The 15,690-nt window shown below is 35.5% G+C and carries 23 protein-coding genes; 15 read left to right on the top strand and 8 right to left on the bottom strand.

Annotated elements, in window-relative coordinates:
- Positions 1 to 21: 21 nt before the first annotated feature.
- The 8 genes from RUH95_RS16015 to RUH95_RS15980 form a co-directional block, all read right to left on the bottom strand.
- Complete coding sequence (locus tag RUH95_RS16015) at positions 22 to 1,176, bottom strand: tyrosine-type recombinase/integrase (protein WP_313893899.1); 1,155 nt, start codon at positions 1,174 to 1,176, stop codon at positions 22 to 24.
- A gap of 292 nt (positions 1,177 to 1,468) precedes the next feature.
- Positions 1,469 to 3,133 (bottom strand): hypothetical protein, encoded by a 1,665-nt coding sequence (locus RUH95_RS16010; RefSeq protein WP_313893898.1) that lies wholly within the window; start codon positions 3,131 to 3,133, stop codon positions 1,469 to 1,471.
- Positions 3,123 to 3,350 (bottom strand): ABC-three component system middle component 6, encoded by a 228-nt coding sequence (locus tag RUH95_RS16005; protein ID WP_313893897.1) that lies wholly within the window; start codon positions 3,348 to 3,350, stop codon positions 3,123 to 3,125. Before RUH95_RS16005 ends, RUH95_RS16010 begins: the two co-directional genes overlap by 11 nt.
- Before the next feature lie 33 nt (positions 3,351 to 3,383).
- Positions 3,384 to 3,920 (bottom strand): hypothetical protein, encoded by a 537-nt coding sequence (locus RUH95_RS16000; protein WP_313893896.1) that lies wholly within the window; start codon positions 3,918 to 3,920, stop codon positions 3,384 to 3,386.
- 1 nt (position 3,921) lies between these two features.
- Entirely contained in the window at positions 3,922 to 4,092 is a 171-nt protein-coding gene (locus RUH95_RS15995) for a hypothetical protein (RefSeq protein ID WP_313893895.1), read from the bottom strand.
- Positions 4,093 to 4,364: 272 nt separating this feature from the next.
- Positions 4,365 to 4,721 (bottom strand): DUF898 family protein, encoded by a 357-nt coding sequence (locus tag RUH95_RS15990; RefSeq protein WP_313893894.1) that lies wholly within the window; start codon positions 4,719 to 4,721, stop codon positions 4,365 to 4,367.
- A gap of 216 nt (positions 4,722 to 4,937) precedes the next feature.
- On the bottom strand, positions 4,938 to 5,525 hold the full coding sequence (locus RUH95_RS15985) for an ImmA/IrrE family metallo-endopeptidase (RefSeq protein WP_313893929.1): 588 nt from the start codon (positions 5,523 to 5,525) through the stop codon (positions 4,938 to 4,940).
- The gene (locus RUH95_RS15980) at positions 5,500 to 5,943 is read right to left on the bottom strand and encodes a helix-turn-helix domain-containing protein (RefSeq protein ID WP_313893893.1); all 444 of its coding nucleotides are present in this window, start codon (positions 5,941 to 5,943) and stop codon (positions 5,500 to 5,502) included. The genes RUH95_RS15985 and RUH95_RS15980 overlap by 26 nt, the downstream gene beginning before the upstream one ends.
- Positions 5,944 to 6,114: 171 nt before the next feature.
- Between RUH95_RS15980 and RUH95_RS15975 the strand changes: the two genes are divergently transcribed.
- From RUH95_RS15975 to RUH95_RS15905, 15 genes are all read left to right on the top strand, one after another.
- A complete protein-coding gene (locus tag RUH95_RS15975; protein WP_313893892.1) occupies positions 6,115 to 6,336 on the top strand; it encodes a helix-turn-helix transcriptional regulator in 222 nt (73 codons plus the stop codon).
- A 158-nt stretch (positions 6,337 to 6,494) separates the two neighbouring features.
- Complete coding sequence (locus tag RUH95_RS15970; RefSeq protein WP_313893891.1) at positions 6,495 to 6,785, top strand: helix-turn-helix transcriptional regulator; 291 nt, start codon at positions 6,495 to 6,497, stop codon at positions 6,783 to 6,785.
- Between the two features lie 86 nt (positions 6,786 to 6,871).
- Positions 6,872 to 7,537, top strand: a complete 666-nt coding sequence (locus tag RUH95_RS15965; protein WP_313893890.1) for a Rha family transcriptional regulator — start codon at positions 6,872 to 6,874, stop codon at positions 7,535 to 7,537.
- 151 nt (positions 7,538 to 7,688) lie between these two features.
- On the top strand, positions 7,689 to 8,219 hold the full coding sequence (locus RUH95_RS15960) for a hypothetical protein (RefSeq protein ID WP_313893889.1): 531 nt from the start codon (positions 7,689 to 7,691) through the stop codon (positions 8,217 to 8,219).
- Positions 8,216 to 8,470: a hypothetical protein gene (locus tag RUH95_RS15955; RefSeq protein WP_313893888.1), complete on the top strand. Its 255-nt coding sequence runs from the start codon at positions 8,216 to 8,218 to the stop codon at positions 8,468 to 8,470. The genes RUH95_RS15960 and RUH95_RS15955 overlap by 4 nt, the downstream gene beginning before the upstream one ends.
- 217 nt (positions 8,471 to 8,687) lie before the next feature.
- Positions 8,688 to 8,894: a hypothetical protein gene (locus tag RUH95_RS15950; RefSeq protein ID WP_313893887.1), complete on the top strand. Its 207-nt coding sequence runs from the start codon at positions 8,688 to 8,690 to the stop codon at positions 8,892 to 8,894.
- A gap of 101 nt (positions 8,895 to 8,995) precedes the next feature.
- Complete coding sequence (locus tag RUH95_RS15945; RefSeq protein ID WP_313893886.1) at positions 8,996 to 9,931, top strand: YqaJ viral recombinase family nuclease; 936 nt, start codon at positions 8,996 to 8,998, stop codon at positions 9,929 to 9,931.
- A 13-nt stretch (positions 9,932 to 9,944) separates the two neighbouring features.
- Entirely contained in the window at positions 9,945 to 10,790 is an 846-nt protein-coding gene (locus RUH95_RS15940; RefSeq protein ID WP_313893885.1) for a recombinase RecT, read from the top strand.
- Positions 10,791 to 10,846: 56 nt separating this feature from the next.
- Complete coding sequence (locus RUH95_RS15935; protein WP_313893884.1) at positions 10,847 to 11,812, top strand: Lin1244/Lin1753 domain-containing protein; 966 nt, start codon at positions 10,847 to 10,849, stop codon at positions 11,810 to 11,812.
- A gap of 5 nt (positions 11,813 to 11,817) precedes the next feature.
- The gene (locus RUH95_RS15930) at positions 11,818 to 11,985 is read left to right on the top strand and encodes a hypothetical protein (RefSeq protein ID WP_313893883.1); all 168 of its coding nucleotides are present in this window, start codon (positions 11,818 to 11,820) and stop codon (positions 11,983 to 11,985) included.
- On the top strand, positions 11,982 to 12,980 hold the full coding sequence (locus RUH95_RS15925; protein WP_313893882.1) for an AAA family ATPase: 999 nt from the start codon (positions 11,982 to 11,984) through the stop codon (positions 12,978 to 12,980). Before RUH95_RS15930 ends, RUH95_RS15925 begins: the two co-directional genes overlap by 4 nt.
- Positions 12,977 to 13,144 carry a DUF6011 domain-containing protein gene (locus RUH95_RS15920; RefSeq protein WP_313893881.1) on the top strand — a complete coding sequence of 56 codons (168 nt, stop codon included), beginning with the start codon at positions 12,977 to 12,979 and terminating at the stop codon, positions 13,142 to 13,144. Before RUH95_RS15925 ends, RUH95_RS15920 begins: the two co-directional genes overlap by 4 nt.
- Positions 13,145 to 13,267: 123 nt before the next feature.
- Positions 13,268 to 13,804, top strand: coding sequence for a Holliday junction resolvase RecU (locus RUH95_RS15915; RefSeq protein WP_313893880.1), 537 nt, complete (start codon positions 13,268 to 13,270; stop codon positions 13,802 to 13,804).
- Positions 13,805 to 14,016: 212 nt separating this feature from the next.
- On the top strand, positions 14,017 to 14,208 hold the full coding sequence (locus RUH95_RS15910) for a hypothetical protein (protein WP_313893879.1): 192 nt from the start codon (positions 14,017 to 14,019) through the stop codon (positions 14,206 to 14,208).
- 109 nt (positions 14,209 to 14,317) lie between these two features.
- A complete protein-coding gene (locus tag RUH95_RS15905; protein WP_313893878.1) occupies positions 14,318 to 15,658 on the top strand; it encodes a DNA cytosine methyltransferase in 1,341 nt (446 codons plus the stop codon).
- Positions 15,659 to 15,690: the final 32 nt, after the last annotated feature.

The raw sequence follows: 15,690 nt of genomic DNA, 5'->3' as shown, positions 1-15,690 counted from the left end.
AAAACCACATTTATTTTCATTTTAGATAAATTGGCGGAAATACTCATTAATTTTATCATCACTTTGCTGCTGCATTTTCTTCGTCACGTGCGTGTAAATTTCTAATGTGATGTTTATATTGGAATGGCCCACTCTTTCCATGATAACAGGTAAGTCGACACCAGCTTCAACAAGCATCGTGATATGTGTGTGCCGCAAAACGTGCGTGCCGTTTACATCGTTGATGTTATACGCCTTATAAATTTTATTAAAGACTACGCTAATTGTCGTCGCTCTTACAGGCTGTTGACTCCTACCAGTGAAAATCAAATCACACCATTCAGATTTCGGATCCCGTAATCCAATTAGCTTCTCTTTATTGTATTGCACTTTCATCCTCTTTAATTCTTCTGCTAGTTCATCGTTAAAAGATACAGTTCGATTGGAATCTTCCGTTTTTGGCGGAGCAAACTCAAACCCACCTTCATCAAAACCTTTCTCGTATAATGTCTTATTTACCACTAATAAGCGTTTCTCCAAGTCTATATCATCCCAAGTGAGTGCTAATACCTCGCCTACACGCAAACCCGTAGAGAGCATTGTGAGTGCCACAGAAAAGGCATTCCTTCTACCTGACGATTTAACACCAGCTAAAAAGTTTTGAATCTCCTCTTTTTCAAGATATTTTTTCTTTGCGTTTATAAGTAGTTGTGATTTTTTGTTAGCTTTCGGAATTACGGTGTCTTTGACGATGTTTTTTTCAACATATTCATTTTTGGACGCAAATTCAAACATTAAATTTAAAGCGGTACGGGTGCCAGCGATATGATGTTTGGATATATGGGTATCACGTCGTTCGATTAAGAATTTTTGTATGTCATTTATTTGTAACTTACTTATCAAATGCTTGCCATGTTTATCGATAAAAGGGCGAATAGCTACTATTCTCGTTTTAACCGACGATGCTTTAACGGTTTCTTTGTACACGTTCAACCACTCGTCGTAAACTTCTTGCACGACTTTTTTCATCGTTTGGCGCTCTTTAGATAATTCGTCAGCTACAAGTTGTACCCTACGCACAGCTTCCTTTTTCGTATCTCCACGGCGTGTTATTTGCCTACGTTGTCCTGTCAGTGGATCCGGTGTAGCGTCTGTAGTGCATGACCACTTCCCATTTTTCAGTGTTCGACAATACATATTCATTTCTCCTTTCAAACTTTAAATACTTAGAAGAATGTACATTAAGATTATATATTAAAAAGAAAAGCCTTAGGTACGGTAGGTGAATCGGGGTTCCAAAAAATCTACCTTTGCTAATTTTAGCGTTGACAGGCTAACGGTGGACCATAGATATGGGCATCACCTCATTATCGAAGGGAATATACGTTCTTTTAGGAGGTGAAATAAAATCCCATTAAATTATTTAATGGGATTCTATTTTGTTTTAAAAAGGAAATAAGTTCTCGAAGTCATAAACCTTATTTCAGGATTATAACTTGAATAATTTATTATTTTCGCTAAGTACAAGTCGAACATCATCTTCAGATAAAAAGTCATAGCGATCGATCTTTTCTTTTAATACTGCACATATAAACTGACTACCATTACTATTTATTTCGTTTGTTACCTTTTTAAAATTCTGAGAATCCATAGATTCAAGGACATCATGAATAAAAAATTTAGGGTAATTTAGTTCGAGTTTATTAAGAAAAGATACATAGGCAGTATCAAAAATTAGTGCTAATGCTTTTCTATCACCAGTACCTAAACCATCATCAATATTAGATAATTCTATTGGAAATCCATCATCGTTTGAACTTAAGTATAGTCTTTTGTTGAAAATAGAATAAGATAGTTCAGAGAAAACCTCATTAAAAACGGTTAAATTATCTTGTTCGATATCTGTATCTAAAGTTTCTAATTGACTCTGTAAACCCGATAAAATTAGATAGTTTTCTGAATAGATTTTTTTGACTGATTTTAATGAAGCTAACTGTTCATTTTCTCTTAAAATATCAGCATATTTTTTCTCGAAATCTTCATAATCATTTTTATTGAAAAGTTTTAATATATCCTCATTTTCATTTATAATAGTCTTTTGTTTAATAAGCAATTCTTCAATTTCTGTATTTAATTCTCCAGTTCTTTTAGTATAATAAGTCAATTTATTACTTCTCATTTTAGAATTGAACATTACTAGATCTTCAAATGAATGTTGAAGATTTCCCGTGAATTTATTTTCAATTTCATTATAAAAGTCCCTTAAAATATCATCGTCAATTGCTGTTTTTTCTTTTTCTTCATTTTCTTTAATTGAGCTAAATTTTTCTATTTGAAATTTAAGGAAATCAATTTTATCATTTATAGAATTAAGCATTTCCTTGACTTTAAGGTTTTTTGAAATAAATTGGTTATAATTTTCTGAGTTAATAAAACTCCTAAATATATGTTGTTTTTTTTCGATAGAATTATTTAATACACCAATTCTTTGCTTAAGTTCATTAATGTTTTTTATCTTATTTAATTGAAATAAATTAGTTATATTTGATTCATAATCTTTAATTTGTGTTTTTAAATTTAGAATTTTTTCATTGGTATTATTATCAGTCAAGCTAAATAAAAATCTATAAATGCTTTGGTATATATCAAAGCTCGTAGTAGCATGCAGATAATTGAAAACTGAATAATTATCATTCTTTAAGTTGATTCTAATAAATTTCTTTATTAATTGTCTGAAACTAGGTTTACCACTGAGGTTAAATGCAATAGAATTTAATTCTGAGCAATACTTTTTTTCACCGCATGGCTCAGAATTGATTCTTCTTCTTCCATTTTCGAACAAATCAACTTGAAGAAAATAATCTTTATTATTTTGAGAGACAAGTAACTCCACAATTAATTGTTGCTCATTAATGTATGCTTTCAAATTTTCATTTTCACTTTTTGTATCAGCATCTAACCATAAATACTTCTTATCAGTTGAGCCTAAAGCAATATCTATTAGTTTTAGGGTGGTGGTTTTTCCAACATTATTTCCTTTTTCATTATGACTACTACTGCCATCGATAATGAAATTCATACCTTTTTTAAACGTGATTTTTCGAATATCATCTTTTTTGTTTTTAGGGAATATCCTTAAATGTTCAATGTACATAATGAATCACATTCCCTTCAAGTTTTACTTTCCCTAATAAAAACAGAAAATCAATAGCTAATTGTATTTTAAATACAGGATGTGTATTATAAAAATCGCTAAAGATTTCTTGCAACTCGCTAATATGTACCAAAGAATTCTTCTTAAAATCATTATTTAATCGTGCAGCAATATAAAATATTGTTTCCTCAGGTTTTGAATCAAATTCTATTAACACTATATTTATCCTCCATTTTCTAAAGAGGTTTTATTAATTCTCTTCTTCCGGAACTGGTTCTAAAATTTTGCATCTCGTAAAAGTGTAATACATTAATGCTTGGATTGCGAAAATAATCTCTTCGTCGTCTAATATGATGTCTTGAGGACTATAGCTGTTGTCTGCTTGAATTTTAAGATAGTCCTCGATTTCTCTGCATATTAAGTCAGTGTCTTCGAATATTATATAATTTGATTTAAATTCTAAGTATTTATAATTTATTCTAGAAATAATTAAGTGTTTTTTGGGGATAGAATTCAAAACAGTTTGGACATCATCAAGATAGTGATCGCAATCTCGAAAGATAGTTTTATAATAGCCCATTTTATTGTATTCCATCTTTTCATCAAATTCTGAAGGAGATAAATTTGTGTTTTCGCTAGGTTCTTCTTCAATTCTTTCGCTAAAGTTAATGCAAAACTGAAATAGTTTTGATCTGTTTAGTTTTTTATTTATTATATTAACAGTATCGATTTGGAGATTTTGATTATTGTTTCCTCTATTAGTAATACCTCTGTTAAATAAACTCAAATCATTTCCTCCCTCTAAAATCCCCTGTATTATTTAAATTATTATCACCTCTATTCTTTATATTCCCAGTGCTATTAGAAATAGTTTTCTTCATAGCCACCAAAGAAATAATTGCAGCAGTAACTGAAATGATTGCAGCGATTAGTGAGTGGTATTCCTTGATAAATTCCATATGTAAATATTCCCCCTCATATTTTATTGGTCTTATGTGCCAATGTAATTGTTTGAAAGATAGACTGTTCAGCAAGCGACGACATATAACTATGCAAAAACCCTGAACAGTGCAATAATTCCATATATCTTATTAGTAAAATCCACCCCTATCCCCAAACAGCCTAATATACCCATCAGCCAGGTGAAAAAATACGATGGGGGAGGGGGTGGAAAAAAGCCCCGGATAGGGCATCAAACTCTTCTTGAGTAAGAATGCTCTCATCTAGCAATCTATTTTACAAATGTAGTATTTCTAACTTTCCAATCCTCGAGTTTAATGTAAACCCAGAAACCGTAAATTCCTAATGTGATGATACTTAGCAAAAGCCATTTGATCCAGTGGCCAAATAAGCCTACCGCTGAACCGTTAAACTGCATTCTTTTACCCTCAACCACGGTATGGTTAATCTTCCAACCGTAAATCATAGTGAGTGACCATGGATAACATATTCCCAAAGTGAATACAGTAACCAAAGAACCTAGTATAGTCCATCCAATGAATTGTAAAAGTCCGCCGTCAAAATAGGATGTTTGACCATTTCTTGATTCTAGAGATGTGTCTTGTGTTGAAATGTTGATTGTTGTCATTTGCTTCTCCCCTTTGTAAATAGTTTTTATATATTGGTATTACACTTGTTGCCTGAATAATAGATTCCATACTTGTTGAATTCTTGAAGTGAAAGCGGAAAAAATTGAGCATATGCTATGCCCATTGACTTGCGTAAATATAACTACATCAAATTTATAAAAAAGAGACATAGAAAACTATATCTCATATTACTAACTTTAATTTCTTAAAAGTCCTTATTCCAACCATTCCATAGCTCCTAATTTTCCGCGAATAGGGAAAATAGCATCTATTTTTCTATTAAAAATAAGTTCTATACGATATTGAGCAAATTCTTCTGATACAACAAAGTAGTCTGCAATATGACTTATTAACACTGGTTGATCTAATGCCATGTTATAGATGTTTTGAACAAATCTATATGGCATAAGTAAATATGCAGACATTCTTCTAGCTTGATTTTCTAACTTATTAATAGAACATATATCTATTTCTATTTGTGACGAATGATGAGCATATATGTGGCAAAACTCTTCTGCAAGTAGTAGCTTTCTCTCGATAGCATTTAGCCCAGGCTTCAAAAATATTGTACCTCTTCTATCTATTTCACTTGGAAGAGCAAATGACTTTAATGAACCAATATCCTCACTCTCTAAATACGATTCAGCGAAGTGGATATCAAGTGGTTTAATTTTAATTCCATACTTCCAACAAATATCTTCTATATCGATTTCATCTGGGCTGCCATATTTAAAATTTGAAAGAACTTTTTCTGCAAGTTCTTCCCAAGTATCTACTTTAATCTTTAAGGCTTCCAAAACCATCACCTGGATCCTCGTCATCATCTAATAATAACTTTTCCATCTTTTGAAGCTGAATCATTTGTTTAATCATCTTTTCTGGATCAGCTGCAAGTTTGTGAAATAGGACGGGATGTTTCTTAAGTTCTTCGAAAATATTCATTTCGTCAGGAGATAGATTTATTTCTTTTCCTGCTACAGAAACTGTTTGGGGATTAGTTGGCTTCTCTATTCTTCCTAATAAGTAGTCTGTAGATACACCTAGTAATGTTGCTAAATTATCTACTATATCAATAGGAGGTAATTTAGTGCCGTTTTCATAAGCTGTATAAGTTGTCCTAGCCATCCCGATTTTATCTGCAACATACTTTTGAGTCCACATAGGATTATTAGACTTCTTAAATTCTCTGCATTCCTTTAATCTTTTTGCGAACCTTTCCATAAATATCACCTATCCAATCGTTATAAGAGTATTATAAATGTTTCTGTCAGTAACTTCTATGCATGTTCTTTAAAGTGTAACTTTGTTTGATTAACCAGTTGACAAGTTCCTTTTAGGAACATATAATAAAAACATATCAAAGTTCCTTTTAGGAACAAAAGGAGGGTTAGTATGAGAGAGTGGCTTAAAGAATACAGGGAAGAAAGGGGGTTAACTCAAGGGGAGACAGCTCAACTATCTGGTATTTCTAGAAGTTATTACACAAATATAGAGCAAGGAAAAAGAAATCCTACAGTTGATGTAGCGAAGAAAATTGCGAAAACACTAAAGTTCGATTGGGTGATTTTTTTTAGAAATCAATGTTCTTTAAAGGAACATAAAGAGGTTGTATAAAAGATAATTTCAATAGTTCCTCGCACCCAGCAACAAGCTTTTAAACGAGCGGAGGTTCGCCACGACATTCCTTATAGGAATCGAGCACTGCCAATTGGTCACGCTAAGACTTTGAAACCTTGCTGGTGGGTGTGAAGGGTAAGAAGGGAGGAAGAAAAATGTCAGAAATCACTCTAGTAAACGCAAATGATTTAAAAGAAGTGATTCGCGAAGAGGTAAGACAAGCAGTTGGCGAAGCGTTGCGAGAACGTCAACTACCAATCTTACTATCTTTGCAAGATGCAGCTGACTTACTGGGCGTTAGTTATACGACAGTGTATCGTGCAACAAAGATTCAAGGATTTCCAGTTAGTCATGATTTTGGACACGCCAAGATTGTGACGGATCAGTTACTTCAATGGATTAAAAGCAGAAGCAACTATGACTTAGTTTACAACTTTGGCAGTTAGCCAGATTCATAAATCGCAACTTTTTATACTGGTAAAGAGACTACTACTTCTGTGAAATCCAAATCTGTCACTAGGGAGGAATAAAAATGAATCAATTAGTTTTTGTTGAAAATGAAACAGTCAGTACGAATAGTTTAGTCATTGCAGAAATGTTTGGGAAAGAACACAAAAATGTATTAAGAGATATTCAAACGCAAATTGAATATGCTGGTACAGATTTTTCACAGCTCAATTTTGAGCCGTCAGAATATGATGTTCGTGGTAAACGATATCCGAGATTCAATCTAACAGAAGAAGCTTTTACGTTAGTTGTTATGAGCTACAACACGAAAGAGGCAGTTCAAACGAAGATTAAATTCATTCAAGAGTTTAAGAGAATGAAAGAATTCATTGAAAACTCACGCCGACCAAAAGTGTTAACAGAAAAAGAACAACTTAGAGCTTCTATGAAACTATCTCTCGAAACATCTGAGGAAGTCGAGGTCCTCAAAATTGAAGTAAATGATTTAAAAGAAAAAGTTGAGAACCAAATTACAATCGATCACGGTGAACAGCGTAGATTGCAAAGAGCCATTGGAAGTAAAGTTTATGAACTGGAAAGTATTGCAGAATTTAGACCAAAATTATTTCGTGAAATCTATCGAGAAATTAAAGATAGATTTGGTGTTGCTTCATACAAAGACGTCAAACGTAAAGATCTGCAACTCGCAATTAGATATGTAGAGGCGTGGATACCTAGACGAGCTGCATAAATGAGGAGGGCGTTTAATGCGCCCAAAGACAGGAAGGGCAACATGAGAAAAGTAAGAGGAACAAACGGTTTCGTTCTGAGCTAACTTCATTCTACGAGATGTGACCGTATCATAAAAGAGCAATTCAGATACAAAAAGGGGGATATAGGAAATGACAATTAAAAATGCCGCAAACGTAGGACAAGCGGTTTCTCGATTAATGGAATCAGAAGAATTAAATGGAGATCAACTTGCATTTGATCTCAACATTAGCCGCCAATTAGGTAGTCACATGAAAACAGATAGGAGAAAGATGCAACACGATATAGCAAAAGCATCTATTCAAACATACGACAACGCTGAATATATCCATGATGTGTTATTTGAGTTTAGTGAAGGCTACACTTCACCGGTATTTCGTGGAAAACACATCGAGCAACATCGTTTATCGATTGAATCATATACGATTCATGAGTTACAAGAAGCCATAACAAAAATGAAGGAAGTCAGCTTAGCAAAACCACCTTCGGCTATTTCAAAGGATGAATTACAAGAAATTAAAAGTTTGATGGAGGAGTTACTGGATGGGAAGGTCTTCATCGACAATCTGCTCATACAGCTTCAAAAGGATTATCGAATTTCTATTAAGGACTGCATCCGCGGATTAATGCCGAGGTGGATGGCAAAAGGGTGGTTGGCGTGAAACGGATTTTAGAACAAGAAATAGCGAAAGAACAATCTTGCATCGAGGATTTATTGGTGAGGATCACTATTCACACAAAACGTGGTGATTATAGTTTAGCGAGTGAACGAGGCAAAGACATGCAGAAATCCATCAAGAAAATTGAACACTTGAAACAGCAGCAAGAAAATAACCGAAATTTTGCAAGCATTATCGAAAGATTAGCTGGAAAAGGAATTTTAATCGAGGCGGTGAAGCGAGTTGAAAATTAAACCAGGTGAGTGGTTGGCATTAGAGCCAGTTGAAAGATACCTATTAATAGTAAAGGCTACAAAAAAAGCTAATTGACTCTGCAAAGTCAATTAGCAAAATTGAATACGTATGAATATTATAACATGAGAGCATTTGCTCTCGTAAAGAAGTCTAAGATTTCCCTTTGCTTTCTTAGATTTCTTGATGGAATTCAACCATTAGAGAGAGGGTGGAAACATGTTAGAAAACGGAATGGTAGCAGGCTATGGATACGAGGAGCCTTTACGAGAACCTAGAAAGATTGGTCAATGCAAATACAAACATTGTAGAGAAGAACTGTACGAAGGTGAAGGATACGAACTTCATGGTCACTTATATTGCTCTACTGGATGCATGGGTGAACATCTTATCGAACAAGGTGAGGCCGTCGATTTAAGTGCATAAGAAAATCCACTATTCGAAGTAGTGGATTGGTAAGAAACTCTGGAATTAAATTTATATCTATATTATATCGGTAGGAATCAGAAATTTCAAGGAGGGGTATTGTGCAAGCCAAAACGTTAATACAAACAGTTGATTTGAGCCGTGAAGAGTGGTTAGAGGCAAGACGACTTGGTATAGGTGGTAGCGATGTATCAGCAATTGCAGGTTTAAACAAGTGGAAGTCTCCGGTTGGAGTTTATTTAGATAAGATCGGTCAAGCACCTCATGAGGATTTAGTTGGGGAAGCAGCATACTGGGGCAATGTTATGGAAGACATAGTTGCTAAAGAATTTACTGTACGAACTGGTTTAAAGGTTCGGAGAAGAAACGCAATATTGAAACACCCAGATTATCCTTTCATGTTAGCTAATGTGGATCGTTTGATAATTGGTAAACGAGAAGGTTTGGTGTGTAAAACAACTTCTGAATACCTAAAAGGTGAGTGGGATTGTGAAGAAATACCAACCGCTTATATACTCCAATGTCAGCATTACATGGCGGTTACAGGATTTACCGCTTGGCACATAGCAGTACTTGTTGGAGGAAATAAATTTGTCCATAAAAAAATCGACCGTGATGAGGAATTAATCACATACCTCATAAATATAGAAAAAGATTTTTGGGAAAACCACGTGTTGAAACAGATTCCTCCAGCATTTGATGGTTCTGATGCATCTGTAGATTTACTAAAAGCACTTTATCCTGAATCGAATGCAGACACGGAAATCAATCTACCTTCTGAAGTGGAAACACTTATTGATGCATTAGACCAAATTAAAGTGGATTTGACTGACCTTCAAACAAAAGAGAAGGAGTATAAAAATAAAATCAAAGCTTTTATGGGTTTGAACGAAAAAGCTTTTACAGCTACTCGGAAAGTGACTTGGAAATCAAATGATGTTACTCGCTTTGATTCGAAACGCTTAAAAGAAGAGGAACCAGAACTCTTTAAAAGATATTCGAATACTACTTCAGAACGAAAATTCTTAATCAAATAGGAGGAAAACGGTAATGGCAACAAATACACAAGTGAAACAACAGTTAGCTAATAAGGTAAACGGTGGAGTACAAAAACAAGTTCCTCCAGAGCAAACATTAAATGCGCTTTTAAAGCGCATGGGCCCAGAAATACAACGAGCATTACCAAAACATATGGACGCAGACAGAATCGCACGTATCGCCCTTACAGCGGTACGTACTACACCTAAGCTACTAGAATGTGACCAAACATCTTTCTTAGCTGCAATCATGCAATCTGCGCAATTAGGTGTAGAACCAAATACAGGTCTTGGACAAGCTTATTTAATACCTTACGGGAAGAATGTTCAATTCCAATTGGGATATAAAGGATTAATCGACCTAGCAGTTCGTAGTGGGCAGTACAAAGCGATTTACGCCCATGAGGTTTATGTGAATGACGAATTTGAATTCCAGTACGGTTTAAACAAGGATTTGATTCATAAGCCAGCCTCTAATCCAGATGGCGAACCAGTTGGTTACTATGCAGTGTATCACTTGAAGAATGGCGGATTTGATTTCGTTTACTGGACTAAGGAACGTATTGATAAGCACGCTCAAAAGTTTAGTCAAGCTGTTCAAAAAGGATGGACAAGTCCTTGGAAAACAAACTTTGATGCGATGGCAAAGAAAACGGTGTTAAAAGAAGTATTGAAATACTCTCCAAAATCCATTGAGTTGCAGAAGACGATTGAAGCAGACTCTACTATCAAAAATGAAATAGCAGCTGATATGAGCGATATTATCGATGTCACTGACTATAGCGTGGTTGAGGATGTATCTGAACATAAGTCGGAAGAATTGGCATCAGGGCAAGTATTCGAGGACAAACTAGTTTAAGAGTGAGGGGGATATCCCCTCTAATTCTTATCATGCAAAAATGAGGAGGAAATGTAATGGCGAGACCGAGAAAACAAGGGCTGGATTACTTTCCACTTGATGTAGATATCGACCAAGATGACAAAATCCAGTTGGTCGAAGCCGTACATGGTCCTGTCGGATTTGCAATAGTAATCAAGTTATTAATGCGTATTTATAAAGACGGCTATTTCTCTAAGTGGACAGAAACAGAACAATTACTCTTCTCAAAGAGAGTTAATGTCGACATTAACTTAATTAATGAGTGCATTAAGGATTGTGTGAAGTGGGATTTATTCGATAAAAGCATATTCGAAACCCATGGAGTGCTTACATCCAATGGTATTCAAACTAGATTTTTAGAGGCTGTTGGTCGTAGGCAAAAGGTTGAAATGATACAAGAATACCTACTTTTGGAGTTGGAGGACATTAAAGTATACAAAAACCTCTCGGTTAAGAGTATTAATGTCGACATTAATCTGATTGATGTAAACATTAATCCCCAAAGTAAAGTAAAGGAAAGTAAAGTAAATGAAAGTAAAGTAAATCAAACAACAACAGATGGAAAAGATGTCGTCGATGATGTTCCTAAAAATGTTGAAATGAATGATAAAAAATTAGCGGAGGTAACTCAATTCTATTCAAGTAATATCGGGAACTTAGTTCCACACATTGGGGATGAACTAGGATACATGATTGATGAACATCCTTCGGAATTAATTATTGAAGCACTAAAAAGAGCGCTTGAAGCAAATGCAACCAACAAAATACGGTATGCAAATTCTATTTTAACTAACTGGAAAAACCAGTTACTAAAAACTCTAGACGAAGTTAAAGCAGCTGATCAACGTAGAACCAATTCGTATGCTACTCATAAAGGCGCAAAAGTTGAGGTAGTACCTGATTGGTTTGGCAAACATCCAGTTGCTACTAGCCAAACAGCTGAAGTGGTAGACATAGCAGCTGAACGTGAACGATTACAAAGAGAATTGGCAGGAGGATGAAACGAATGATTGGGAAAACAATAACTCTATCTCAAGAATCTGAAACGCAATACATTATCCATCAACTAAATCTGTTCGGAATCTATGAAACTAACAGAGGTGATGATTTAAGCAAGGTTGACCGTTATACACTACGCAGCATGCTAGCGGTCGAATTGGCGGTGAGAGAGTGACGACAAAGGCAGAAGAACCAAAGTTCTTTTATGAGTTGGTAAGGATTTTAGACAATGCTTATACAGGAGATAATTTAAGTATTTCTAGAGAAGTTGAAAGCATTGCTATGAAATTTGAAAAAAAAGGTTTGAATGAACGTGCTAATAAGTTACTTGCTAAAGCAGAGCGTTTAAAAAGTAGAAGTGGCAAAGGGTTCATTCAATTGCAACAATCGACAGAAAAATTAGGTTTTGAATTATTTTCTCCTTCTGAGTCCTTAAACAAGGCTAGAAATTTCATTCCGACCTATGCCAACAAAATAAAAATCGCAGAACTAGTTAGTGTGGTTAACAAACGAGAAGTTTTTTGGGAAGCGGAAATACCTATTCCGAACAAAACTTTGATGTTCGGTCAACCAGGTACAGGCAAAACGGTAAGCGCTCATTATATATCTGGAATTCTTGACTTGCCATTGATATTAGTACGATTAGACACATTAATTTCTTCTAGTTTGGGCGGTACTGCAGGAAATTTAAGAAAAGCATTCGATGCCGCTAATAAGCAACCATGTGTATTATTTTTAGATGAATTTGATGCAATTGCAACGAACCGCTCTCAATTAACTGGCGATGGCGCTGAGAACGAGATGAAACGTGTGGTCAACTCGCTTCTTCAAAATCTCGATTCATTGAATGATGAAGTGATGTTATTTGCAGCAACGAATTTAGAAAGAGAAATTGATCCAGCTGTATGGCGAAGGTTTCATAATCGAATGGATTTTCAATTACCGAGTGAAGATGAAATGCTACTTTACTTGAACAGAAATTTAGATGACAACCTTTTAATCAATGACATTTTGGATTTGTTGATGGGACGGAGCTTTTCTGAAATTGAAATCATTTTAAATAAAGCTAAAACCAAATGCATTTTAAGAACCGTTGAAATGACTAGAGAAATTGTGTTGGAGTCGATTAATGAAAATTTAATGCAAACTAGGGAGGTTGGTTACCGATGAGCATTTGTAAACGTTGCAATCGTCCATTAAGAACTCAAAAGTCAATCGATACAGGATTCGGCCAAGTATGTAAACGAAAACACGATGAAGCCGAAGAGGAATTCCTTAAACGTCAAATAACAGTGGATGATGAACTCGAATACCAATCGAAAATGAAAGCGTAAGGGGATGCGGAATGACAAAAGTTTGTGTTGAATGCAAAGACAGCAGCAAGCTGGTTCGTTATTGGAACAGTAGTTTTTGCGAAGAGTGTTTTTCTCAGCTGCTAAACGATAAGTTCAAGGAGGATGAAGATTATCAGAAGTCCTCGCAGAAAGTCGTTTAGTCCAACGCATGCCAACAGAGGTGCAGGTCTTGAGAGATTAGTAGATATGACAAACATGCAGTATCGCAATAAAGGGGTAGCGGATATTCGTAAAGTTCCTACTCCAGTGCAGATATCAAATAACATCAAGGGTAAGGTAACAGGTTACACAACAAAAGGTGAATGGGTCGATTATGTTGGGATTTATGCAGGTCATTCAATCATCTTTGATGCGAAAGAAACCAACCTAACCACAAACTTCCCGTTAAAAAATATTCACGACCATCAATTCAACTTACTTGAATCATGGCATGAAAAAGGCGCAAGAGCATTCCTACTAGTCTCTTTTACTAAAAAACAATACGAGACATACCTACTTCCTTTTAGGCTCTTAAAAGAAGCGTGGACAGGCTATAAAGTTGATGGTCGAAAGTCCATACCTTATGAGCAGTTCCGATTGAATTGTGAGCAGGTCAAAAGTGAAAACGGATATGTGCTGCATTATTTAAAACACATTTGAGAAAGGGTGAACAGAGTGGATAAACACAAGGATTTGTTTTTTCTTTGCGATAACTGTGCTAACCCAGTCATCCTTTCACAAGAAATGGAGCAAGGGGTATTGCAAAAGGCAAGGTTCATCAGATGCCATTATTGCGAATGTGAAAACTGGGACATTGAAAAACTAAAACAATACTCAAAATGGACAAGGGAATATGCGAAAGGGTGATTACTTTGAAAATTGGTGACTGTCATAAATGCGGTGAACCAGTAATGGAGTGTACCGAATGGGATATATCACTTAGCTTGGGTTTTACTTGCGAGGCTTGTAATAAACAAAATGTTAATGCTCATGAACGCTATGTAGAAAACGCTGCTTGGTTGAAAGAGCATAATCGGAAAGTAAATAAGCAGTTAAATGGGTAGTTGGAATACGACGCATATGACACATAAAGCGTATAAAAAATAAATGATAATGGGGAACTCATGAGTTATTAAAAGCGTTGCAACGCCTCCTGACGAGGAGGAAAAGAAGATGAAATTCTTAGATTTATTTGCAGGAATTGGTGGTTTCAGACTTGGACTAGAACAAGCAGGTCATGAGTGTATTGGTTATGTTGAATGGGACAAATACGCTAGAAAATCATATGAAGCAATACACGATACAGAAGGAGAGTGGACAGCAAATGATATTACAACAGTTACAGACGAAGATTTACGAACACTTGCAAATATGGGGATTGAGCTTATTACTGGAGGATTCCCGTGTCAAAGCTTCAGCGTTGCTGGAAAACGTGGAGGATTTAATGATACTAGAGGAACGATGTTCTTCGAGATTGCTAGAATCGCCAAACAAATCAAACCACGGACTATACTCCTTGAAAACGTTAAGGGGTTATTATCTCACGACAAAGGGAACACGTTCGGAACTATCCTCCATACGTTGGATGAACTCGGGTATGACTGTGAATGGCAAGTGCTTAACTCTAAAAACTTCGGCGTCCCACAAAACAGGGAGAGAGTGTTCATTATCGGACATCTTAGAGGAACAAGTAGATCAGAAGTATTTCCTTTCAGAGGAGAAAATGAAACACCTATTAGCATCGCTGGTTATTTGAGTGAAGGTTATAAAGATGTGAACTATGTATTGAATCCAAAAGGAATAGCTAAATGTTTGCTAACAATGGGTGGAGGAAATCGAGAACCCAAAGTAGTTGTTCCTGTACTAACTCCTGATAGAGCTGAAAAACGACAAAACGGAAGGAGATTTAAAGAAGACGGAGAGGAAATGTTTACACTCACTTCTCAAGATAGACATGGAATATTACTAAGTGAACCTAAAATACTAGACGACCAAGGACGTACAAACAAAGATCACAAAATAAAAGATATCGCACCTACTTTGAGAGCGGAAAGTCATGGTAACGAACCTAAAGTTGTGGTGATGGGTAATGTGAATCCTTCAGGTAATGGGATGAATGGACAAGTTTATTCGAGTAATGGATTAAGTCCTACAATTACTACGAATAAAGGGGAGGGTAATAAAATAGCAATCCGTGAAGCCACAAAAAAAGGATTTGCGGAAGCCGAACCAGGTGACAGTGTCAATTATTCATTGCCTAATAGTGAAACAAGAAGAGGTCGAGTTGGAAAATGTGTTGCAAATACTTTAGATACTGGCTGTCAACAAGGTGTAGTAACGAATGAATTAAAAATCAGAAAACTCACACCTCGTGAATGTTGGAGATTACAAGGCTTCCCAGATTGGGCATTTGAAAGAGCTGCAGTAGTTAATTCTGATTCCCAACTTTATAAACAAGCCGGTAACAGTGTGACTGTAAATGTTATCTATGAAATTGCTAAAAGGTTAAGTTAATACACAGTTCGTAAATTAAGCGTCGCAAGAAA

The sequence above is a fragment of the Psychrobacillus sp. genome, from assembly GCF_032154225.1.
Taxonomy (GTDB): domain Bacteria; phylum Bacillota; class Bacilli; order Bacillales_A; family Planococcaceae; genus Psychrobacillus.
Note: the sequence above shows the minus strand (reverse complement) of the source record. Positions and strands in the feature narration are given on the sequence as shown.

Coding starts and splice junctions, on each gene's coding strand:
- RUH95_RS15940 (WP_313893885.1), top strand. CDS start 9,945: ATGGCAACAAATACACAAGTGAAACAACAGTTAGCTAATAAGGTAAAC.
- RUH95_RS15970 (WP_313893891.1), top strand. CDS start 6,495: ATGTCAGAAATCACTCTAGTAAACGCAAATGATTTAAAAGAAGTGATT.
- RUH95_RS15905 (WP_313893878.1), top strand. CDS start 14,318: ATGAAATTCTTAGATTTATTTGCAGGAATTGGTGGTTTCAGACTTGGA.
- RUH95_RS15920 (WP_313893881.1), top strand. CDS start 12,977: ATGAGCATTTGTAAACGTTGCAATCGTCCATTAAGAACTCAAAAGTCA.
- RUH95_RS15915 (WP_313893880.1), top strand. CDS start 13,268: ATGAAGATTATCAGAAGTCCTCGCAGAAAGTCGTTTAGTCCAACGCAT.
- RUH95_RS15980 (WP_313893893.1), bottom strand. CDS start 5,943: ATGGAAAGGTTCGCAAAAAGATTAAAGGAATGCAGAGAATTTAAGAAG.
- RUH95_RS15990 (WP_313893894.1), bottom strand. CDS start 4,721: ATGACAACAATCAACATTTCAACACAAGACACATCTCTAGAATCAAGA.
- RUH95_RS15930 (WP_313893883.1), top strand. CDS start 11,818: ATGATTGGGAAAACAATAACTCTATCTCAAGAATCTGAAACGCAATAC.
- RUH95_RS15995 (WP_313893895.1), bottom strand. CDS start 4,092: ATGGAATTTATCAAGGAATACCACTCACTAATCGCTGCAATCATTTCA.
- RUH95_RS15935 (WP_313893884.1), top strand. CDS start 10,847: ATGGCGAGACCGAGAAAACAAGGGCTGGATTACTTTCCACTTGATGTA.
- RUH95_RS15950 (WP_313893887.1), top strand. CDS start 8,688: ATGTTAGAAAACGGAATGGTAGCAGGCTATGGATACGAGGAGCCTTTA.
- RUH95_RS15975 (WP_313893892.1), top strand. CDS start 6,115: ATGAGAGAGTGGCTTAAAGAATACAGGGAAGAAAGGGGGTTAACTCAA.
- RUH95_RS15965 (WP_313893890.1), top strand. CDS start 6,872: ATGAATCAATTAGTTTTTGTTGAAAATGAAACAGTCAGTACGAATAGT.
- RUH95_RS16015 (WP_313893899.1), bottom strand. CDS start 1,176: ATGTATTGTCGAACACTGAAAAATGGGAAGTGGTCATGCACTACAGAC.
- RUH95_RS15985 (WP_313893929.1), bottom strand. CDS start 5,525: ATGGTTTTGGAAGCCTTAAAGATTAAAGTAGATACTTGGGAAGAACTT.
- RUH95_RS16010 (WP_313893898.1), bottom strand. CDS start 3,133: ATGTACATTGAACATTTAAGGATATTCCCTAAAAACAAAAAAGATGAT.
- RUH95_RS15960 (WP_313893889.1), top strand. CDS start 7,689: ATGACAATTAAAAATGCCGCAAACGTAGGACAAGCGGTTTCTCGATTA.